The sequence below is a fragment of the Naasia lichenicola genome (genome assembly GCF_004801885.1).
Lineage (GTDB): Bacteria > Actinomycetota > Actinomycetes > Actinomycetales > Microbacteriaceae > Naasia > Naasia lichenicola.
This window is the reverse complement of the sequence record NZ_SSSM01000005.1, coordinates 535,332-555,825: the sequence shown is the minus strand read 5'-3', so window position 1 is coordinate 555,825 and position 20,494 is coordinate 535,332. Positions and strand designations below refer to the sequence as shown.

General features: G+C 69.4%; 23 protein-coding genes. 4 read left to right on the top strand and 19 right to left on the bottom strand.

All coding sequences use genetic code 11. The features are described from left to right. Window positions 1-124 precede the first annotated feature (124 nt). The 17 genes from E6C64_RS13505 to E6C64_RS13425 all read right to left on the bottom strand — a co-directional run bounded on the left by E6C64_RS13505 (window position 125) and on the right by E6C64_RS13425 (window position 15,209). The gene (locus tag E6C64_RS13505; RefSeq protein ID WP_136428008.1) at window positions 125-1,300 is read right to left on the bottom strand and encodes a flagellar hook protein FlgE; all 1,176 of its coding nucleotides are present in this window, start codon (window positions 1,298-1,300) and stop codon (window positions 125-127) included. Between the two features lie 85 nt (window positions 1,301-1,385). Then, complete coding sequence (locus tag E6C64_RS13500) at window positions 1,386-1,808, bottom strand: flagellar hook assembly protein FlgD (protein ID WP_136428007.1); 423 nt, start codon at window positions 1,806-1,808, stop codon at window positions 1,386-1,388. A 14-nt stretch (window positions 1,809-1,822) separates the two neighbouring features. Beyond that, window positions 1,823-3,103: a flagellar hook-length control protein FliK gene (locus E6C64_RS13495; RefSeq protein ID WP_136428006.1), complete on the bottom strand. Its 1,281-nt coding sequence runs from the start codon at window positions 3,101-3,103 to the stop codon at window positions 1,823-1,825. Between the two features lie 332 nt (window positions 3,104-3,435). Then, entirely contained in the window at window positions 3,436-4,248 is an 813-nt protein-coding gene (locus tag E6C64_RS13490) for a C40 family peptidase (protein ID WP_136428005.1), read from the bottom strand. Then, window positions 4,245-4,784, bottom strand: coding sequence for a flagellar export protein FliJ (locus E6C64_RS13485; protein WP_136428004.1), 540 nt, complete (start codon window positions 4,782-4,784; stop codon window positions 4,245-4,247). Before E6C64_RS13485 ends, E6C64_RS13490 begins: the two co-directional genes overlap by 4 nt. A 1-nt stretch (window position 4,785) precedes the next feature. Further along, window positions 4,786-6,114 (bottom strand): FliI/YscN family ATPase, encoded by a 1,329-nt coding sequence (locus E6C64_RS13480; protein ID WP_136428003.1) that lies wholly within the window; start codon window positions 6,112-6,114, stop codon window positions 4,786-4,788. Then, the gene (locus tag E6C64_RS13475) at window positions 6,111-6,713 is read right to left on the bottom strand and encodes a FliH/SctL family protein (RefSeq protein WP_136428002.1); all 603 of its coding nucleotides are present in this window, start codon (window positions 6,711-6,713) and stop codon (window positions 6,111-6,113) included. The genes E6C64_RS13480 and E6C64_RS13475 overlap by 4 nt, the downstream gene beginning before the upstream one ends. Then, window positions 6,703-7,791, bottom strand: coding sequence for a flagellar motor switch protein FliG (locus tag E6C64_RS13470; protein ID WP_136428001.1), 1,089 nt, complete (start codon window positions 7,789-7,791; stop codon window positions 6,703-6,705). Before E6C64_RS13470 ends, E6C64_RS13475 begins: the two co-directional genes overlap by 11 nt. Next, window positions 7,788-9,524 (bottom strand): flagellar basal-body MS-ring/collar protein FliF, encoded by a 1,737-nt coding sequence (fliF, locus tag E6C64_RS13465; protein ID WP_136428000.1) that lies wholly within the window; start codon window positions 9,522-9,524, stop codon window positions 7,788-7,790. Before fliF ends, E6C64_RS13470 begins: the two co-directional genes overlap by 4 nt. Then, window positions 9,524-9,838 (bottom strand): flagellar hook-basal body complex protein FliE, encoded by a 315-nt coding sequence (fliE, locus tag E6C64_RS13460; RefSeq protein ID WP_136427999.1) that lies wholly within the window; start codon window positions 9,836-9,838, stop codon window positions 9,524-9,526. The genes fliF and fliE overlap by 1 nt, the downstream gene beginning before the upstream one ends. After that, window positions 9,838-10,224: a flagellar basal body rod protein FlgC gene (locus tag E6C64_RS13455; RefSeq protein ID WP_136427998.1), complete on the bottom strand. Its 387-nt coding sequence runs from the start codon at window positions 10,222-10,224 to the stop codon at window positions 9,838-9,840. Before E6C64_RS13455 ends, fliE begins: the two co-directional genes overlap by 1 nt. A 1-nt stretch (window position 10,225) precedes the next feature. Then, the gene (locus tag E6C64_RS13450; protein ID WP_136427997.1) at window positions 10,226-10,567 is read right to left on the bottom strand and encodes a flagellar basal body rod protein FlgB; all 342 of its coding nucleotides are present in this window, start codon (window positions 10,565-10,567) and stop codon (window positions 10,226-10,228) included. Between the two features lie 271 nt (window positions 10,568-10,838). Then, the gene (locus E6C64_RS13445) at window positions 10,839-11,159 is read right to left on the bottom strand and encodes a hypothetical protein (protein WP_136427996.1); all 321 of its coding nucleotides are present in this window, start codon (window positions 11,157-11,159) and stop codon (window positions 10,839-10,841) included. Further along, the gene (gene fliS / locus E6C64_RS13440; protein ID WP_136427995.1) at window positions 11,152-11,568 is read right to left on the bottom strand and encodes a flagellar export chaperone FliS; all 417 of its coding nucleotides are present in this window, start codon (window positions 11,566-11,568) and stop codon (window positions 11,152-11,154) included. The genes E6C64_RS13445 and fliS overlap by 8 nt, the downstream gene beginning before the upstream one ends. Before the next feature lie 19 nt (window positions 11,569-11,587). Further along, on the bottom strand, window positions 11,588-12,964 hold the full coding sequence (fliD, locus tag E6C64_RS13435; protein WP_136427994.1) for a flagellar filament capping protein FliD: 1,377 nt from the start codon (window positions 12,962-12,964) through the stop codon (window positions 11,588-11,590). Window positions 12,965-13,126: 162 nt separating this feature from the next. Continuing rightward, window positions 13,127-14,236, bottom strand: coding sequence for a flagellin N-terminal helical domain-containing protein (locus tag E6C64_RS13430; protein ID WP_136427993.1), 1,110 nt, complete (start codon window positions 14,234-14,236; stop codon window positions 13,127-13,129). 148 nt (window positions 14,237-14,384) lie between these two features. Next, window positions 14,385-15,209 carry a sigma-70 family RNA polymerase sigma factor gene (locus E6C64_RS13425; protein ID WP_136427992.1) on the bottom strand — a complete coding sequence of 275 codons (825 nt, stop codon included), beginning with the start codon at window positions 15,207-15,209 and terminating at the stop codon, window positions 14,385-14,387. Window positions 15,210-15,613: 404 nt separating this feature from the next. On the opposite strand from E6C64_RS13425, the gene E6C64_RS13420 reads away from it, so the two are divergent. The 4 genes from E6C64_RS13420 to E6C64_RS13405 are packed head-to-tail and all read left to right on the top strand — an operon-like array spanning window position 15,614 to window position 18,939. Continuing rightward, complete coding sequence (locus E6C64_RS13420) at window positions 15,614-16,099, top strand: flagellar protein FlgN (protein ID WP_136427991.1); 486 nt, start codon at window positions 15,614-15,616, stop codon at window positions 16,097-16,099. Window positions 16,100-16,123: 24 nt separating this feature from the next. Then, entirely contained in the window at window positions 16,124-17,551 is a 1,428-nt protein-coding gene (flgK, locus tag E6C64_RS13415; protein ID WP_136427990.1) for a flagellar hook-associated protein FlgK, read from the top strand. A gap of 3 nt (window positions 17,552-17,554) precedes the next feature. Further along, on the top strand, window positions 17,555-18,445 hold the full coding sequence (gene flgL, locus E6C64_RS13410; RefSeq protein ID WP_136427989.1) for a flagellar hook-associated protein FlgL: 891 nt from the start codon (window positions 17,555-17,557) through the stop codon (window positions 18,443-18,445). After that, on the top strand, window positions 18,442-18,939 hold the full coding sequence (locus tag E6C64_RS13405) for a flagellar assembly protein FliW (RefSeq protein WP_233255626.1): 498 nt from the start codon (window positions 18,442-18,444) through the stop codon (window positions 18,937-18,939). Before flgL ends, E6C64_RS13405 begins: the two co-directional genes overlap by 4 nt. A gap of 105 nt (window positions 18,940-19,044) precedes the next feature. On the opposite strand, the gene E6C64_RS13400 is transcribed toward E6C64_RS13405, so the two are convergent. Together E6C64_RS13400 and E6C64_RS13395 are read right to left on the bottom strand one after the other, a co-directional pair. Beyond that, a complete protein-coding gene (locus tag E6C64_RS13400; protein WP_136427988.1) occupies window positions 19,045-20,160 on the bottom strand; it encodes a hypothetical protein in 1,116 nt (371 codons plus the stop codon). After that, on the bottom strand, window positions 20,157-20,453 hold the full coding sequence (locus E6C64_RS13395; protein ID WP_136427987.1) for a hypothetical protein: 297 nt from the start codon (window positions 20,451-20,453) through the stop codon (window positions 20,157-20,159). Before E6C64_RS13395 ends, E6C64_RS13400 begins: the two co-directional genes overlap by 4 nt. Window positions 20,454-20,494 lie beyond the last annotated feature (41 nt).

Genomic DNA, 20,494 nt, shown 5'->3' with positions numbered 1-20,494 from the left:
AGAGCGCCCGGCTCAGCCACCGGGAGCAGGACACGCACGCCCGGGGGCAGTGCGGCCTCGGACAGACGAGAAGGCGGCCACCTCCGTGGAGAGGTGGCCGCCTTCTGCGTCGAGCGGGGAGCGATTAGCGCTTGAGCTGCGTGAGCTCCTGCAGGACCTCGTCGGAGGTGGTGATGATTCGGGCGTTCGCCTGGAAGCCGCGCTGGGCGACGATCAGGTTGGTGAACTCCTGCGACAGGTCGACGTTGGACATCTCGAGCGCGCCGCCGACCATCGAGCCGAAGCCGTCGGACCCGGCCGTGCCGAAGATGGCGTCGCCCGAGTTGACCGATGCGCGGTAGGAGGAGGATCCCGCCTTCTCGAGGCCGGTCGCGTTGACGAAGGTCGCCATCGCGATGCGGGCGATCGGGGCCGTCGCGCCGTTGCTGAACGACCCGACGAGCGTGCCGTCGGCGGACAGGTTGAACGTCTGCAGCGATCCGGCCGGCTGGCCGTCCTGGCGGACGATGCCCACCGTCTTCAGCTGGGCGAAGCCGGAGACACCCGTCATGTCGAGGGTGACGCTGCCGACGGCCGCGGTCATGCCGCTCGACGCCTTGCCGGCGGTGAAGCCGAGGGTTCCCGTGGCCGAGTCGGTGCCGTCCGTCGCGGCGTAGTCCCACGAGTCGTTCGCCTTGTCGAAGGTGAAGTCCACGGTGAGCGTGCGTGCGTTGCCGACGCCGTCGAAGACCTGGACATCGCGCGTGATGACGGTGCCGTCGGCGGCGTCGGAGGGCAGGTTGCCGGAGACCGCCGCCTTGGTGGACTCCTTGGCGGGGTCGACGAGGCCGAGGGGGATGTCGATGGGTCCCATTCCCGAGCCGGTGGTGATCGAGCCGTTCACGGCGGTCCAGCCCTGGAGGATCGAGCCGTCGGCCGTGGTCAGCTTGCCCGACGAGTCCCAGCTGAACGAGCCGGCGCGGGTGAAGAGGGTCTCCCCCGCGTTCTTGGTGACGAAGTAGCCGTCGCCCGAGATGAGCATGTCAGTGTTGCGGCCGGTCGTCTGGGTCGCACCCTGGGTCTGCGTGGCGGTGATGCTGGCGACCTGAACGCCGAGGCCGATCTGGGCGGGGTTCGTGCCTCCGACGTCGTCCTGCGAGAGGCCGGCGCCCTGGGTCAGCTGCGAGAGCGTGTCCTGGAAGTTCACGGCCGAGGCCTTGAACGCCGTGGTGTTGACGTTGGCGATGTTGTTGCCGGTCACGTCGAGCATGGTCTGGTGGGCACGGAGACCGGAGATTCCGGAGTAGAGCGAGCGGAGCATGTGGCGCCTTTCTGGAGGACGATGCGGAGAGGTGCTGTGAAGAGCAGTGCGGTGAGGTTCGGGAGTACGGGGTGCGGCGCTTCGGCTAGGCCGCAGCGACTCCGCTGAGGGCGCTGAGATCCATCGTCTTGCCGCCCACGGTGACGGTCGGCTTGTCCCCGTTGAACGTGACGGAGGTCGCGATGCCGGTTACGGCGATGCCGTCGGCTCCGGCGTAGGTGACCTGCTTGCCGACGACGTTCGCCGCCGCCATCCGGGTCTGCAGCGAGTAGCTGTCCGCGCTGAGGTCGGCCATGGTGGTCAGCTTCTCCATGGTCGCCAGCTGCGTGGTCTGGCCGATCATGGCGTTGGTGTCCATCGGCGAGCTCGGGTCCTGCGACTTGAGCTGGACCACGAGCAGCTTCATGAAGGTCTCGCTGTCGAACGACTGCGTCGGCTTGCGCACGGCAGCGGTCGAGGTCAGAGACGTGCCGGTAGCGGCGGTGGTGGAGTTCACAGCGTCGGTCATCGGTGCTCTTTCTCTCAGGCCATCACGTCGAGGAGGGACCCGCCTGAGCGTGAGGAGGACGCGCGGGTGGGGGCTTCTGGGGCTGCCATCGTGGCGCTGCGAAGAGTCGCACCGGGGAAGCGAGGCATCCCGTCGGCGCCGGAGCGATCGCGCTGCTGTCCTGCTGGCGAATCTCCGGATCCCAGGTTGAGGCTCGCGGACGATTGCTGGGCTGACGACGCGCCGGAGGCGGCAAGGTCGCGTCGCAGGTCGGGCAGCAGCGACTTGAGTGCATCGCGCGCCTGATCGGTGGATGCGAACATCTCCACCTGCATGCCCGCTGCCGAGATGTGCGCCCGCACGGTCACCGGGCCCAGGTTCTCGGGGCTGACGCGGAGGGTCATCACGTGCTCGCCGGCGGGCGACTGGCGCAGGTTGACGATCGGGCCGGTGACCTGCTCGAGGAGCGGGGTCGGGGTGACCGTGGCCGGGGCCGACGCGGCTGCGGTCGCCGTCGGAGCGACCGTGGGTGCCGGTGCCTGAGCGGTGGCGGGCGCGATGGTGATCGTGGTGGGCAGCACGGCCGCGTCGGGCGCCGCGATCGGCGTCGTCGCGGCAGCCGCACTCGTGGCGTCCGACGACTCGGGCTGGAGGGCGGCAGCCGTCGCGGCGGCGAGCGCCTGTGTGAAGGCGGCAGGAGCGGACTGGGCTGCCGCGAGACGCGGGGATGCGGCCGCTGGTGCGGCGGTCTCGGTCGAGAGGGCCGCCGTCGAAGTGAGTGCGGGCGTGGGTGCCGAGGGCGACGGCTCGGCGGCAGGCGGGCCGCCGGCAGCCGCCGCGGCGGAGGGCGACAGGGTCGCGCCCGCCGAGGGGTTCGCGGCGGAACCGGATGCCTGGTCGGCGGAGGTGATGGCCGCGGCGGAGGATCCTGGATCGCTGACAGTCGTAGAGCCATCGGCCGACGCGGTGGTCGCGTCTGCCGTCGCGTCAGGACGGTCGTCGGCGGCGGCCGATCCGGTCAGCGATGCGCTTTTGGGGCGGGGCTGAGGGGCGGCCGTCGCGGAAATCGCGGCGGCCGCCTCTCCCGTCGCGGGGCTCGGGAAGCCGGCGGCGACGTCGCTTCCGGTCGTTCCTGCGGCGTCTGCTCCTGCGGCGACGGCCGGCTCCGCTGCCGGAGCCGCGATCGGAGCGGCTCCGGGCAGTGGGCTAGCCGTGTTCGGGACGGCGGGAGCGGGCGTCGCAGGGACGTCCGTCGGGTTCGCGTCTGCTGCCGAGGTCGGGCTCGGCGTCGCAGGCACGGTCACGGGGATGGCCATCGCGAGCAGGAGGGCGTCCTGTGCGGTGGCAGCTGAGGGGGTCGACGTCGCGACGGTGTCCGCGTCGACGGCTGGGTCGTCCGCTGAGGTCGTCTCCTCGGAGGCGGGTCCAGCCGAGGCGTCCCGCGTCCCGGTGTCGGGGCGGCGTGAGACGTCGCCCCTGCCCGGTGCACGCGTGGGCCGGTCTTCCCGGCCCAGGTCGGAGCTGGCGCGATCGTACGCGGCGCCGAAGCTGTCGGCACGCTCCCCGGAAGCGGAACCGGTTCCAGGGGCGGGCCGCGAAGCGCCGACGGCCGCGGGGGCGGACGTCAGCAGGGGGCTGAGTGTGGGGGTCAGGAGATGCTCCTTGCGAGGAGGGCGGCACGCGCCGCTGCGATCTGGTTGGCCGCGGTCGACGACGACGAGCCGGTGCTGGTGCCGGATGTGAGGGAGGAGAGCATGGACGAGAGGTCGGTGCCCGACGAGAGCGACGAGGTGCCGAGCATGGAGGACAGCATCGACGTGCTCGAGCCGGTCCCCGAGCTGCTCATCAGCGATGAGAGGGCCGAGTTGATCGCGCTCTGCGACGACGACGTGGCCTTGGCGGCGGTCGCGGCCGCGGCCTCTTCGTCGGTCGGCACGACGCGGCGGATGGTCACGATGTCGCTGTCGTCGAACCACGCCTTCTGCACCGACACATCTCGGCCTTCGTAGGGCGCGTGCACGACGGTGTTGTTGCCCAGGTAGATCGCGATGTGGTCACCGCCGTCGAGCACGATGAGGTCGCCCGGCTTCGCCTGCGCGAGCGAGGGCACCGCGGTGCCGATCGACTGCTGCTGGCTGACGAGGCGGGGAACGGTGACGCCGAGGTCCTTGTAGACGGACTGCACCAGGCCGGAGCAGTCGATGCCGCTCGTCGTGGTGCCTCCGAGCACATAGGGGGTACCCACGTACTTCATGGCCGCGGCGGCGACGTCGCTGCCGGTGACCGAGGTGTCGGTGGCGGTCGTGTCGGTGGCGGAGCTGAGGGCGTCGGCGAACGTCGACGCGCTGGTGCTGGCGCTGGAGCTCGCGGCGCTGGCCGAGACCGGCGGCCGCACCTGCGTGAGCTCGGCGATGCGGGACTGGATGGCGGAGATCGAGGCCTGGATGTCGGCGACGCTCATCGGCGATCACCGCCCTCGGGTCCGGAGAGATTGGCGTGGCCGGAGAAGTCGGAGAGTTCGGCGTCGCCGAGGCCATCTGCGGCGTCGCCGTTCGACGGCGTCTGCACGGACTCGTCATCCGCCCCGAAGCGGGATCTGGGGCGCATCGCCAGCTCGTCGAGGATGTTCTGCTCGGCGCGGAGCTCCTCGGAACGGGCGGCATCGATGTGCTTGGTCTCGAGCTTCTCGATCGAGAGCACAGCGCGTCGGGCGAGGGCGTGCTGGCGGGTCGCCTCGTCGACGACGCTCTGCGCCTCGATCTCGAGCGCGGCGAGGTCGGCGAGCATGCTCGAGGTCGATGCGCGCGCGGCGGCGATGGCGTGCATCGTGCTGATGTTCGCGGCGTCGTTGTTCTGGCCGAGCATCGCCTCGCGCACGTGGGTGCGCTGGGCGGCGAGCTCCGATGCGCGGGAACGCGCGCGCAGCACGTTGGCGCCTGCCTGATCCTGCTGCAGACGGCGGAGCCGGAGGAGTCCGGAGAGCGAGAAGTCGCGCATCTCAGTTCACCCCCATCGCCCGGACGAGCAGGGCGAGACGGGTCCAGGCGTCGGCGTAGGAGGTGCTGTCGTCCATCCGCTGCTGGAGGAAGGAGAGGATGCCGGCCTCGTTGTCGAGCGCCGCGTCGACGCGGGGATTGATCCCGCGCTGGTAGGCGCCGACGTCGATGAGGTCCTGCATGTCGCGACGTGCGGCCATGACACCGCGCAGGATCTGGGCCGCCGCCTTCTGGTCGGGCGATGTCACGCGTGACGCCACGCGCGAGATGGACTCCAGCACGTCGATCGACGGGAAGTGGCCGGCGGTCGCGAGCTTGCGGTCGAGGACGATGTGGCCGTCGAGGATCGATCGGGTGGTGTCGGCGATCGGCTCGTTGTGGTCGTCGCCGTCGACGAGCACGGTGTAGATGCCGGTGACGGAGCCGACGGGGCCGGTTCCGGCGCGCTCGAGCAGCCGGGCGAGCAGGCCGAACACCGAGGGCGGATAGCCGCGGGTGGCGGGCGGCTCGCCGATCGACAGGCCGATCTCGCGCTGCGCCATGGCGACGCGGGTGAGCGAGTCCATCATCAGCACGGCATGCTGGCCCAGGTCGCGGAAGCTCTCGGCGATCCGGGTGGCGGTGAACGCGGCGCGCACGCGCATGAGGGCGGGCTGGTCGGCCGTCGAGACGACCACGACCGAGCGCGCGAGTCCTTCGGGGCCGAGGTCGTCCTCGAGGAACTCGCGGACCTCTCGGCCTCGCTCGCCGATGAGCGCGATGACGGAGACCTCGGCTTCGGTTCCGCGCGCGATCATCGACAGCAGCGACGACTTCCCGACGCCGGAGCCGGCGAACAGGCCGATGCGCTGGCCCTGTCCGACCGCCGTCATCGTGTCGAGCGCACGCACCCCGAGGGGCAGCGGGGCGGTGATCCGCTGGCGTCCGAGTGCCGACGGCGGGGGGCTGTCGAGTGGCATCTGGACGGTGTCCCAGATGGGGCCCTTGCCGTCGATGGGGTTGCCCGTCGCGTCGATGACGCGGCCGAGCAGGCCCCGCCCGGTGGGCACGGTCATCCTGCCGCGAGTGGAGCGCACCGGGGCACCGGCGGAGAGGCCTTCGATGCGGTCGAGGGGCATGGCGGTCGCCGAGCGCTCGGTGACGGCCACCACTTCGGCGCGTGCACGGTCGTGGCCGATCTCCAGGAGGTCGCCGATCGCGGCGTCCACTCCCCGGACCTGGATGCCGAGACCGGCGATCGAGGTGACGGCGCCGACGCGTTCGGGCTGGGCAGCGGCGAGCATGCGCTCGAGGACGGCGGACCGGGGCGCGTCCTGAACGAGGCCGATCATTCGGTCACCGCCGAGAGCACGGCGCGGGCGCGGTCGATCGCCGTCGAGATGCGGGCATCCACGATGCCGTCGATGACGTCGGCGATCGCGTCGCCGCGGTCGAGGAACGGGTCGGCGACGAGACGGATGTCGGAGTCGGCGGCCACCTGGTCGGCGACGAGTTCGAGGTCCTGCGGGTGCATGCGTACGGCGCGGACGGGGCGGTCGTGGGCGCCGGCGAGCGCGCGGCGCACCGCGTCGAGCGCGGATCCCTCGTGGTCGAGCAGCTCTCGGCCGATGATCATCTCGGCGAGTTCGACGGCGGCGGCGAGCACCGCGGTGTCGGCGACCTCGATGGCGGTGGCGGAGTGCGCGGCGAGCTGCTCCCCCGCGTGCTGCAGGGCGGCGATGGCGCCCCGCACGGAAGCGATCTCGGCGGCGAGGATCCGATCGTGCTCGCCGTGCAGCGCGGCTGACTCGGCGGCGATCCGCGCGGTCGCCTCGCGACGACCCGCGGCGTAGCCCGCCGCGTGACCCTGCACGCGAGCGCGCTCGGCGATCTCCCCGAGCTCCACGTCGTGGAGCACCGGGTAGGCGAAGGGGGCGAAGTCAGTCGACATACTCCTCCTCGTCCACCGGCTCGGCCTCTGCTTCGCCCTCGACGGGCTCCGCACCTTCCACGGCCACCGTCTTCAGCTCGAGACCCTGCGTGGCGGAGAGCTCGCGGATCGCCTTGACGAGCAGGTTGCGCGCCTCCTCGACCTGCGACTTCGGAACGCGTCCGAGCTCGGCGGCCTCTTCGGTGAGGGTCTGCCGGTTGCGCTCGGACATGTTGCTGCGGATCACCGCGGAGATCTCCTCCGGCGCCCCCTTGAGGGCGAGCGCGATCTGGCCGATGTCGATGCCACGGAGCACCTGCTGCACATCGCGGTCCTGGAGCAGCGGGAGGTCCTCGAAGCTGAGCATGAGGGCGCGCACCTGAGCGGCAAGATCGGGGTCGCGCTCCTGGAGGGCCGCCATCAGCTCGCGCTCGGTAGCCGGATCCGCGTGGTTCATCATGTCGACGAGGGGCTGCACTCCGCCGAGGTGGTTCTCCTCGACGGCGTCCTTCGCGACGACCTTGACCGTCTTGGATCGCGCCTTGAGGGTCGCGGCGATGATGCCGGCGGCCTCGGGGGTGGCGACGCCCATGGTGGCGATGCTCTGCGCGACGTCGAGTCGGCGGACGCCCTCGAACTCGAGCAGCACGGCGGAGGCGACGTCGGCCTTGAGGTGGGCGAGCACGAACGCCACGGTCTCGGGCAGCTCGTCGATGAGCAGCGCGGTGACCTTGGCCGCGTCGGCCTCGGCGAGGAAGTCGAATGCGCCGACGCCCATGCTCGCGTCGAGGCGCTCGATGACGGCCGCCGCCTTCTCGGCGCCGAAGGACGCCTCGAGCAGTCCGCTGGCGAAGTCCATCCCGCCGCGGGTGGGGGCGACGGTGGGGGCTGCGGACTGTGCCTGGAACTCGCGGATGGCGAGCTCGGCGACGCGATCGTCCGCCCCGCGGAGGCGCACGATCTCCGCCGAGATCTCCTCGGCCTCCTGCTCGCTGAATTGGCGCATCACGATGGCGGCCTTGTCGGTGCTCATCGTCATGAGCACCAAGGCCGCCTTCTGGATGCCCGTCAGCGCACGGGTGGCGACTTCCGTCGTCATGCAGGCTGCCTGGTGTCCATGAGCGCGCGGAGGTAGTCAGCGGTCTTCTCGGGGTCGGACGCGGCGAGCGCGTTGACATCGGCCTGGAGGCGCTCGAACTCGCTGTTGCCGGCGGCGAGGCCGATCGGCTCGGGGAGCTGGCCGTATCCGGCGGGACCACCGGCGATGGGCTGCGGTGCACCGAAGGCGCCGGGGGGCGGGCCGAGCGGCGCGGGATTCTGGCCGGCGCCCATCGCGCCGTACTGTCCGCCCATGCCAGCCGCCTGCATGGCGTCGAGGCCGGACAGGTGCTGATCCATGTTCGGGAAGGTCGTGGCGGTCATGTCGCCGCCGTCGACCGTCTCGGGCTCGGGGCGCTTGAAGAGCTTCTTCAGCACGCTCAGCACGATGATCAGGGCGATGATGCTGCCGACCACGATGACGGCGGTGGTGATGAGCTTCATCAGGCTGTCCGAGCTCTGGGCCGCGTCGCCCGCCTTGAGCGCCTCGGCGGCCTGCGTCGCCGCGGCCGTCGAGAAGGAGGCTGCTTCGACGGTGACCTTGTCGCCACGGGCCTGGTCGACGCCGGCTGCAGCGGAGACGAGGTCGGAGATCTGGGTGGTGTCGACGCTCGTGACCGAGTCGGCGTTGATGGCGACCGAGATGGTCTGACGGCTGATCTCGCCGACCGGCAGGGTGCTGGTCTCGGTGACCTTGTTGATGGCGTTGTTCTTGACCGAAGTCTGCGAGTCGTAGCCCCCGCCGTCTGTGGCGGTCTCGGTGGTGGTGCCGTTGCTCACCATGTCGCCGGTGTCGACGGAGGAGCCGAGCACGCCGGTGACGGCGTCGGTGCCGGTTCCGTCGCCGGTTCCGCCGTAGCCCTCGGTCGTGGTCTGCTCGCTGAGCGCAGGAGCGCCATCCGGGACCGTGTAGGTCTCGCTGACGCGCTGGCCGCTGGCCGAGCTGACATCCGCGGCCACCGCCACGGTGGAGTTGCCGGGGCCGACGAGGGTGTCGAGCATGGTCTGGATGCGGCTGCGGACCGTCGCCTCGTAGGTGGCGCCGACATCGCTTCCGCCGGTCGCGCCGCCGCCGACCGAGGAGAGCACGTTGCCCTTGGCGTCGACGACCGAGACGTTCTCGGCCTTGAGGCCGTCGACCGCGGCGGAGGTGAGGTGCACGATCGCCTGGATCTGGTCGGAGCCGAGGGTGGTCGCCGTGCTGATGAAGACGGAGGCGGTCGGGTCGGCGGTCTCGGAGACGAAGACCGACTCCTTCGGGATGGCGAGCTGCACGGATGCGCTGCGGACGCCGTCGATCGACTCGATTGTCTTCGCGAGCTCGCCCTCGATGGCGCGCTTGTAGGTGACGTTCTGCTGGAACTCCGATGCGGTGACGCCCATGTCGTCGAGCAGCGCGTAGCCGCTGGTGCCCTCGCTCGGCAGGCCGGCGGCCGCGGCGGAGATGCGCTCGGCGTCGACCTTGTCGGTCGGGACGAGGATGGTGCCGCCGCCGTCTGTTAGCTGGTACTCGACGCCGTCCTTGTCGAGCTGCTCGACGATCGAGCTGGCGTCGGCGCCGCTCAGTCCCGAGAAAAGGGGCGACATGGAGGGCTTGCCGAGGAAGGCGGAGAGGGCGATGCCGCCCAGCACCAGCACGCCGACGCCGATCAGGGCGATGGTGCGCTGGGCGATCGTGAATTCGCGGATCGCGCCGAGGGCGCGCGTTCCGGCGCCCGTCATCTTGTTCGCCATCAGGCCTGCATCCTCATGATCTCGTTGAAGGCTTCGACGCCCTTGTTGCGCACGGCGGACACCAGCTCGAGCGTGACCTGAGCACGCGTCGCGGCGATGGTGGCGTCGTGGATGTCGGTGAGGTCACCCGTGACCGCCTTGACAGCAGTGGAGCTGGCGGCGCTCTCGGTCGTCTGCACGCCGCTGACGGCGGAGGACAGGAGCGAGCTGAAGTCGGCCCCGGAGGACGACTTGGACTGCTGCGCCGCGGAGACGAGCTGCGACGAGGCGATGCTGCTGAGGTTGCTCAGCCCGGAGATCGCGGAGACGGTCATCAGCCCTTGCCGATCTGCAGTGCTGCCTCGTAGGTGGACTTCGCGCGGTCGACGATGGCCGCATTGGCCTCATAGCCCCGCTGGGCCATCACGAGATAGCCCATCTGGGAGGCGAGGTCGATGTCGGGCATCCGGACGTAGCCGTCCTTGTCCGCAATCGGGTTCTCGGGGTCGTAGGTGAGCTTGCCCTCGGCATCGCCGTACTCCACGCCCGTCACGTTGACGCCGGTGATGCCGGCGCCTTCGGTGACCTTCACGTAGCGGGCCTGGAAGGCCGCGCCGCTCGTCGGGGTGACGGTGTTGATGTTGGACAGGTTGTCCGAGATGGCGTCGAGCCACTTGCGGTGGGTGGTCAGCGCGGAGCTGGCGATCGCGATGGCGTCCATGTCAGCTCGTCCTCAGCGCCGTGCGGACCATGGAGAACTCGTGGTCGACCGCGCGGGACGCGAACTGGTAGCGGAGGACCGTCTCGACGTTGGTCAGGGTCTCGGTGTCGAGGTTGACGTTGTTGCCGTTGAGCTTGGTCTCGTCGAGCGAGTAGGAGTTGGTGAGCTTGGCGGTGCCGTCGCCCGCCGCCACGGACTTGGCCAGTGCGCTCTCGAAGGAGACCTTCTTGGCCAGGTAGTGGGGCGTGTTGACGTTCGCCACATTCTGCGCGGTCACGCGCTGGCGCTCGGCAAGCCCGTCCAGCGCTACATTGAGCGCTTTCATCGTGACCGAATCGAACACGGTTCACCCGTCCCGTAGTGTCCTGCGGAAGCGGCCGATCCGTGGCCTGAAGAGGAGAGCCTCCTGGCTCTGATGCAAGTGTCAGTTCGACGCGCGGCATTGAGCCGATGCGAAACGCCCCCCGATCAGGGGGACACGTCCCCAGTCAGGGGGTCACGCTGTCCCTCGCCCTCCCCTCCCCCGTACAGCGCCGAATTGCCAGATTCGGCTCCCAAAACGCGAGTTCGGGAGCCAAATCTGGGTATTCGAGGGGGAAAAGGACGGTAAGGGGTCAGGCGCTGCGGTCGATGTAGACCGGCGGGGCCTCTGCCATCCGGAACTTGGGGCGGCGCAGCGAGCTCATCTCGGCAGAGAGTGCCTGCTGCTCGTCGCGCATCCGCTCCATCAGGCGGGACTGCCGCTCGGCGATGAGCGAGGCGCGCATCGCGTGCTCGCGCGGAAGGGGCGGCGCCCCGACGGGTGGTGCCCACGCGGTGAGGAGGTCCAGCCCTCCCGACTCGCCCTGGAGCACGCAGAGCTCGAGCTGGTCGAGGATGGCCCCCCAGGGATCTGACGTGCCTGTGACCGCCGAGCCGCTCAGGACGTCAGCCAACCTGCGCGCCGCCGACCTGCGGCGATGTCGCCATCACGATGGCGGCAGCCTCGTGCCACGCGGTGCGGAGCGGCTCGAGGAGCGTCTGGCACTCGCGCGTGCGGTAGACGTCGCGGTACATGTTGGCGCCGATGAGCTGCCGGGCCACGTACTGGTACAGCGAGAAGAGTCCGGGCCCGCCGTCCCACAGCTCGGGCTTGAGCGAGCTGGTGAGCTCCGCGACGATCTCCTGCGCGTGCAGCAGATGGGTGCTCGCGGTGTTCCAGTCGCCCTGAAGCTGGTAGGTCTCGGCACGCTGCAGGTCGAGCAGCAGACGGTCGTAGAGCATCGTGAGGATCCGTGCCGGAGATGCGGAGAGCACCGAGTCGCGGTTGTACAGCGAGCGGGCGGCGGCGAAGTCGTTGCGCATGGTTTCCTCGTGACGTCGATCAGGACGTGTAGCTGGTCTGCAGGCCCGCGAGCTGCGAGGCGAGGTAGTCGGATTGTGATTTGAGCGTCGACAGGGAGGTCTCGAGGGCGGCGTACTGCTTCTCGAGGTTGCTCTTGCGAGTGGCGAGGCGGAGATCCCACGACGAGATCTGCTCGTTCAACGTCTTCTGCGCGCTCTCCTGACCGGTGATCTTGGTGGTCAGGTAGCCCGTTGACTTGTCGGATGCGCTGGTCGCCGCAGTGGCGATCCGCCCCGAGATGCTCTGCAGCATGGCCTCGGTGCCCACGCGATCGTTCTCCAGCGCGGTCGCCAGTTTGGCGGAGTCGAAGGTGATGGTGCCGTCGCGCGTGATGGTGATGCCGATGGTGGACGGAGACACTCCGTCGACCGGCGCGGTCGCAGCGGAGAGCATCGCGTCCTTCAGCTGTCGCACTGCCTGATCCCCGGTGAAGGATCCACCGGTGACCGAGGTCCCGCCGCTCGAGTTCGGTGCCGTGGTGGTAGCAGTCTTGGTCGCGATTCCGGAGAACAGCGCTGTGAGACTCGCCATCATGCTCGCGGTGGTCGTGGTGGCGTTCGTCGTCGTGGGCTTCACTGCGACCGTGACGGCATTCACCGTGTCGACAGCCGTGACCGTGACGTCGACGCCGGTCATCAGGTCGTCGAAGGTGTTGGTGGACGAGGTGACGACCTGCTGGGCGGAGCTTCCCGGCCAGAGAGTGATCTGAGCGTCCTGGGCTGCGGTGACCACTGCGCCGAACGCAACAGCCGTTCCCGCGGTGACCGCGCCTTCGTCTCCGCGATACGCGGTGAACGCTCCGGCGGCGCCCGACTCATCGGCGCGGAGCTGAATGCGGTAGAGCGCGTTGCCCGAGCCGTCGGTGCCCGCGGATACGCGGGTCGCCGTGACGCCTGCGTTGGCGGCATTGATCGCGCTGGTGACATCGGCCATCGAGGTGGATGCCGGATTGATCTGGGTCTTGGTGCCATCCGCGCCCACGAGGGTGAGCACGGGAGGACTGTCCGGCCACACGCTCATCGCGTCGCCGACATTGACCTGCGTCTTCGCGAGCTGGCCGACGGTGAAGCTGACCTCGCCGGGTGAGGCGGTGCTCGCGGCGCTGGCCGTGACGGTCGTCGAGCTGGAGCTGGCGGCGTATCCCGCAAGGGCGCCGCTCTTCGCGCTGGCGGTCGCCGCAGTCGCGATGGCCGCCACCGCGGTGTTGAGAGCCTGCAGGTCCGAGCTGAAGCTCGTGACCTTGGCGAGCTGGGTCTTGAGGGCCGCCTGAGGCTTCGCCTCGATGTTCATCAGCGACGTGATGATCGACGTCGAGTCGAGTCCGCTCGCGAGACCGTCGATACCGAGACCGGCCATCGTCGGATCCCCCTATCGCCCTCGTCGTGACGTACGTGATGCGTGGTCGTGTGATGCTGGCGGCTCGTGTGCACACGGCCGGGGAGAACAGCGGTGCCGACGACGCGGCGACCCGAAGGTCGACCGCGTCGTCGGCAGACGCCCAGTGATTCAGCCCAGTGCTCAGCCCAGGAGCTTGAGCGCGAGCTGCGGCTGCTGGTTCGCCTGAGCGAGCATCGAGACACCGGCCTGCGCCAGGATCTGGCCACGCGTGTAGCTGACCATCTCCTGAGCCATGTCGGTGTCGGTGATGCGGCTCTTCGACGCGGACAGGTTCTCGATCGCGACGTTGATGTTCGCGATCGCGTGGTCGAACCGGTTGGACACCGCACCGAGGCTGGCACGAGCGGTCGAGATCGCGGCGATCTGAGTGTCGATCGTGGCGATAGCGGCCGAGGCGCCCGAGGCGGAGCTGAAGTCGATCGCTCCGGTGAAGGTGCTGCCCGTGGCAGCGCCGGTACCGGGAGCGGTCGCGGCGACCGTTCCACCGTTCTTGGCGGTGACGACGAGCTTGCCCGTTCCCGAGTCGACCGAGGCGTTGAAGTTCGCCGCGAAGCCCGTGTCCGAGTTCAGCTTGTCTGCGACACCACCGACCGTCGTGTACGCACCCGCGGTGCCCATGGCGACCGTGGCGGTCGTCGCGGCAGCGCCGGTGGTGGTGAACACGAAGTTGCCCGCGACCGTCGACGGAGTCGCGATCGTGAAGTTGGCTCCCGAGACCGAGGTCAGCGCGCTTGCGACGCTGCTGACGTTGGCCAGGTTGACGGAGATGGTCTCTCCGCTGTTGGAGCCGACCTGGAACGTCATCGAGCCGCCGGTGAGCAGCGCGGTGCCGTTGAACTTCGTCGAGGTGGAGATACGCGTGAGCTCGTCGGTGAGGCTTGTGGCCTCAGCGCCGATCGCCGCACGTGCGTTGGTGTCGTTGGTGCCGTTCGCAGCCTGGACGGCCAGGTCACGGAGACGCTGCAGGATCGAGTGGGACTCGGCCAGTGCGCCTTCCGCGGTCTGGACGACCGACGTGCCGTCCTGTGCGTTGCGAGCGGCGACCGTGAGGCCACCGATCTGCGCCTTGAGGCCCTCCGAGATGACGAGACCAGCTGCATCGTCCGAAGCACGGTTGATGCGCAGACCACTGGAGAGCTTCTCCAGGGACTTGCTGAGGCTCGCCTGGTTCGCGGAAAGGTTCCGGTAGGTGTTGAGCGCACTGACGTTGGTGTTGATTTGCAGTCCCATTGCGGTTCCTCCATGAAAGTGGGATGTGTTATCGGTCCATCCGTGGTCCGACACGGTGAATTATCGGCACCGTGCGTCTACGCGTTAGGTCTTGCCCCTAAGTGGGGACAATCGCCCCCAACGTGGCGGGACTTCTGCGCGGAATTCTCTATGACGCGACGCTGCGCGCCGGGGAGGACTCGCCGTATGCGCGGCTCATCGACGCGGTAGCGCTCTCCGCCAGGCGTGCCAGATAGGCGTTCCGTCGAGCGGGCGCGACGCGCGAGTGCACCTCGGCGCCCGCGGTCGTCGCCGCCGGCTCCGAGTAGTGCGCGGACAGGCCGTCGCGCATCAGACGGATCGCCTCGGAGCGCTGCTGCGAGATGGCGGAGTGCGTGGTGCCCAGCTCCTCGGCCAGCTCGCCGACCGAGCGGTCGCCGAAGTAGACCTGCTCGATGATGTAGCGCATCCGCTCGGGAAGAGACGAGACGGCGGCGAGCACGTAGCGGGTCCGCTCCGTCTCGAGCAGGCTGTCCTCCGGGCTCGCGATGTCGGTGGCGAGGAAGTCCGACTCCATGCTGTCGAGCGCGGTGACGGTGCGGGTGGCATCGGAGAGGGCCTCTGCCGCTGCGCTGCGGTCGACCCCGAGAGAGCTGGCGACCTCGTCCACCGTGGGCTGGCGGCCGAGAGCCGACGTGAGGGACTCCTGCACTGCGAGCGACTCCTTGATCTTGCGCCGTGCGGTGCGGGTGGCCCAGTCGGCGGCCCTCATCTCATCGGCGATCGCGCCGAGGATGCGGCGCCGCGCGAATGCTCCGAACGGCACCCCGAGCGCGGGGTCGTAGCTGTCGGCGGCCATGATGAGGCCGAGCGCTCCTGCCGACGCGAGGTCGTCGCGGGACAGATGGCTCGCGCGGGACATGACGTCGTTGACGAGATAGCCGACGATGCCGAGGTTCTCCTCGACCAGCTTGTTGCGTGCCTCGCGTGTCACGTGCGGCTCCTCTTGTCTGTGCAGCCGCGGCGTCGTGCCGTCATGGTGCATCAGGGGATCAGCCGCGGCGCCTTCCTGGCCGGCTGCTCGTACAGGGCGAAGCTAAAGGAGAGGAGCGCACGCGATCGGGCTTTCGGCGGCTCGGCGTTAGAACGCGCCCTCCCCCCAGAAAGGGGGAGATCCCCGCAACGGCGCGGCTCCCGGCCTGTGGACGGCGGGGATCCCATAATCCAGGTGGCTCATAGTGTGGCGACGGATCGCCCGATGGCCCTGCCTCACGGCTCTTCCTTACATATCGGCCACGGATGCCGATCGTCAGAGAAGCAGCGCGGAGTTCCGTCCCTGCGGCCCAGTAGCCGCGGAGGGCGTGCCGAACGATCCAGATGCCGAGGAGTGTGACACCAGTGGGCGTCAATGAGCTGTCCACCCTGCTGTGGCGGGAGCGCGAGCTGCTCGAGCTGCTGATGTTCAAGCTCGACGAGGAGCAGCTGCTGCTCACCTCCGGCAAGTCCAAGTGGCTGCCGTACGCGACGCGCGAGGTCGAGCAGGTGCTCACCCGGCTGCGCAAGGCCGGGATCGAGCGCACCGTCGAGGCGTCGGCTGTCGCCATGGAATGGGGAATCGGCGATGAAGCCACCCTCCGAGAGCTCTCGGACCACTCCCCCACCGATGCATGGCGCGACATCCTTTCGTCGCACCTCACCGCGCTGACCTCGCTGACCCAGCAGATCGCGAGCGTTCGCGACATCAATCTGCAGTACCTCCGCGCGGCGACCCGGGCCACTCAGGAGACCCTCGCCGGCCTGAATGCCGACCGCGGCGTCTACGACGGCCGCGGAGCGAACGCCACCGTCTCCTCGCACGCGCACCTCTTCGACCGGCAGATCTGACCGGCAGAGGATCGACCGCACAGCATGAGCACCTTCGGAGGACTGCACACCGCGTACAGCGGCCTCAATGCAGCGCGCGCAGCCATCGAGGTCACCGGCCAGAACATCTCGAATGCGACGACCGCCGGCTACACGCGCCAACGGGTCACCCAGGAGTCGGTCGGCGCGACAGGAGCCGGCGCGTCGATCTTCGTCTCGGGCACCAACATCGGCACCGGGGTGTCGATCACCGGCGTCCAGCGGATCGACGACCAGATGGTCGACCAGCGCCTGCGCTCGGCGACGGCGTCGAGCAACTACTGGTCCGTCGCCTCGGGAACCATGGACACGGTCGAGGCCTCCCTCGGCGAACCGAGCGATACCGGCCTCTCCGCGACCCTCGGCGACTTCTGGGCGTCGTGGCAGGCCCTCTCCAACAATCCGACGCTCGAGTCCGCCGGGCAGAGTGTGATCTCCGAGGCCACCAAGCTCACCGCGCAGATCGCCAGCGGCTACCAGACGGCGGCCACCAACTGGTCGCAGGCCCGCGACACCGCGGTCGACACCGTCGCCCGGATCAACACGACCGCCCAGCAAATCGCGCAGCTGAACACCGCGATCCGCGTGACGGTGGCGGGCGGCGGCTCGGCGAACGAGCTGATCGACCAGCGCGCCACGCTCATCGGCAGCCTTTCGGGGATGACGGGGGCCACCGTGCGCAACAACACCGACAGCACCGTCGATGTCATCGTCGGCGGGTACACGATGGTCGGGTCGGGCGCCGCCCGGCAGCTCGCCGTGGTCGGAGCTGCTTCCCTTCCCAATGCGGCAGCGAGCCCGGTGCATGTCGAGTGGGCGGACAAGCCCGGCACCACGGTCGAGATCGACGGCGGCTCGCTCGCGGGAAGCCTCACGTCGCTCGCCCCGGCAGCGGCCGGCGGCACGGGAGGCCCGTTCGCCGAGCAGGCCGCGCTCTACAACTCGCTGGCGACCAACCTCGCGGCCAAGGTCAACGCCGTCCACGCGACCGGCACCAATTCGACGGGTGCGACCAACCTCGCCTTCTTCTCGTTCTCCGCGGGATCGCCGGCTGCCACGGGACTCACCCTCGTGCCCACCACGCTCGCGGGCATCGCGACGGGGGCTTCGGGATCCGGCGCAGCGAACGGCTCCCTCGCCGATGCCATCGGCAAGATCGGCGACGCGGCGGACGGACCCGACCGGGTCTGGGCGAGCTACGTGGTGAACGTCGGGACGCAGGCGCGCAACGCCACCACTCAGGCGACCCTGACCTCAGCGACCCTCACGACCGCGACGACCGCGCAGAGTTCCCAGAACGCGGTGGACCTCGACGAGGAGACGACCAACCTGATCACCTTCCAGCACGCCTATCAGGGCGCCGCGCGCATGATGACGGCGATCGACGAGATGCTCGACGTGCTGATCAACAGGACCGGATTGGTCGGGAGGTAGTAGATGTCGATCGGACGAATCACCAGCCAGCAGCAGTTGGCGACCGCCCAGCGCAGCATCCAGACGGGGCGCGCGAATCTCGCCAAGCTGCAGGAGCAGGCCAGCACCGGTCGCGCGCTGCTCAAGCCGTCGGACGATCCGTCGGGCACCGGCGCCGCCCTTCGGGTGCGCGCGGAGAGCCGCGCCACTCAGCAGCACGCGGTCAACATCACCGACGGGCTCGGCTGGTCGAACACGGTCGATTCGGCGCTCAGTGGATCCGAGGATCTGATGCGACGCGCGATCGACCTGACCACCCAGGGTGCGAACAGCGCCACGATGACCCCCGCGTCGCGTGAGGCGATCGCCACCGAGCTCGAGGGCATCCGCAACGACCTGATGAGTCAGGCGAACACGCAGTACATGGGTCGATCGGTCTTCGCCGGCGACTCGGACACCGGCGCCGCCTTCACCGCGGCAACCTACGCGTTCTCCGGAACCCCGGGCGCCACGGTCGAACGACGGGTGTCCTCCACCGAGACGGTCGCGGTCGACGGCGACGGTGCCGCCGCCTTCGGCACGGGCTCGACATCGGTATTCGCGGTGCTGGACGGGATCGCCGCCGATCTCCGAGCCGGCACCGACATCGGAGGGAAGCTCACGGACATCAAGGCCGCCTTCACCAACCTCACCAACCAGCACGGCATCGTGGGTGCACGGATGAGCCGGCTCGAACAGGCCCAGACCCTCAACCTGACGACGGCCACCAATCTCGAGACCCAACGGTCGGGCATCGAGGACATCGATCCCGCGAAGGTCATCATCGATTTGAAGTCTCAGGAGCTCACGTACCAGAGTGCTCTCAGCGTGACCGCGAAGGTGCTGCAGCCGACCCTGCTCTCCTTCATCTCATGACCGAGCTCACCTCGGCTCCCAGCACCGATCTCATGACCGACGAACTGCTCAAGGACGCGCTAATGCTCGCAACCGCCTCAACGACCGCCGAACTTCCCCTCACGGAGATGCCGACCATGAACCTCACCTTCATCGCTCCCCCGCCCGGCTTCGATCCGCATACCGTCTTCGACCTCACGACCGTCGAGGGCGCTGCCGGGCTCTACACGCTCGAGGACGTGGACGGCGCGGACCTGCGCCTGTTCCTGGTGGCGCCTCAGCTGTTCGTACCGGACTACTCGCCGGAGCTCACGACGGAGCACTTCGCTCCGCTGGGCGCCGCCGACGCGTCGGATGTCGACGTGTTCGTGGTCGCGAGCATCGAGGACGGTGCGCCGGTGGTGAACCTGCTCGCGCCGATCCTGGTCAACCCATCGACCCTCAGCGCCACCCAGGTCATCCTGGACGAGAAGGACTGGCCGCTGCGCGCAGAGCTGATCCGCCCGGCTGCCTAGCCCGCGTGTAAGGACTTCAACCCCAACGCCGAACTGCCCAGTTCTGCTGCCTGAGATGCGTTTCAGGCGGCAGAACTGGGCAGTTCGCGTTTGAGGATCAGCGCGTCAGACGGAGGTGCGCTCCGCCTGCTCGCGCTCGAACGTGCTGCGTGCCTCCACGTTGCGGCTCTTGACCCGCTTGCCGCGAGCCGAGATCGCCAGCCCCGTCCAGAGCGCCACCTCTCGGGCCACGACGCCGGCGGCGATGGCGAAGGGCGTGATCGCGATCGACGTCACGAAGCCCTGCACCTCGTCCTGGGTGATCCGCTGGGACACCGTGATGATGCCGCCGAGCAGATAGCCGCCGTACACCAGGAGGCCGACGACGAAGCCGCCGATGATGTACCAGGGCCAGCCGCCCCGGTTCACCAGGAGGGCGAGCAGCAGCATCGCGACGAGGAACACCGCGATGGGAGTCAGGAACGCGGCGCTGACCACGAACGTGCTCATCGACTCGGAGAACCGATCCGGCGCCGAGACGGCGATGATCAGCGCGGCGACGCCTGCCCAGACGAGGGCGAAGACGATGGTGCCGAGCACGCTCATCAGCACGCCGAATCCGCGGTTGCCCCGCTTCTTCGGCGCGGCAGGCTGCTGCACGTAGACCGTCTGCGGGGCCACAGGCGCCGGCGGGGTCACCGGAGCGACCTGCGTCGGCGTCGCATCCGCGTCGGCCGCGGGCGCGGTCGGTGCGGTCACGACATTGGCGTCGGGCGGTGGGGTCTGGCCCGGCACCGCCTCGACGGCGGGCGTGGGCTCGTCGTCGTGCGTCCGGGTGGGCTCGGCGATGTGCGCGGACGCGGACACGGGTGCGGTCTCGGTGAGCGGCACGACCGGCTGGACGAGCGTCGGCCGGGGGGCGACGGGGGCGTCCTCGGACACCGGGCTGGTGTCTGCGGGCCCAGAGCGGCGATGCGCGGGGCCGTCGACGTCACCGGCGGGCTCCACCAGCACGGCACCCGGGGCGGTCGAATCGACGATGACCGGGTCGCCGTGCGACTCGATGATGGTCGGTGTCGGGTCCACGCCTACAGCGCGCGACGCCGACACCGGCGCCGCGGTCTCGAACTGCGCGTCCGTGTCCGCGACGGGCTCGTCACTCCCCTGCCGCGACCTGCCTGTCGAGGCGCGAGCGGACGTCGAGTCGACGTCCTCGGGGTCGATCGGGCGGGCCGGGCTCATCGATCGTCTCCGAAGGGCACTCCCGGCGTGGCGCTGTCGGGGTGCACGTCGTCGTCGGACGGGTCGTCGATGGGCTCGCCTGGCGTGGCCTCGTCGTCGTGCTCGTCATCGTTCGTGGCAGCCTCGAAGGGGACCCCGGGAGTCGCCTCGTCCTCATGGACGACGGCGGCCGTCGGCACCGGCTCGAATGGATCACCCGGTGTGGCCTCGTCGGGGTGGATCTCGGCACCATCGGCGGAATGGCCCCGCACGTCGTCGTGCGCGTCTTCCTCGTGCATTGCGTGGTCTGACATCGGAACGCTCCTCTCGCGCGAGGATTCACGAGCTCCGTCGC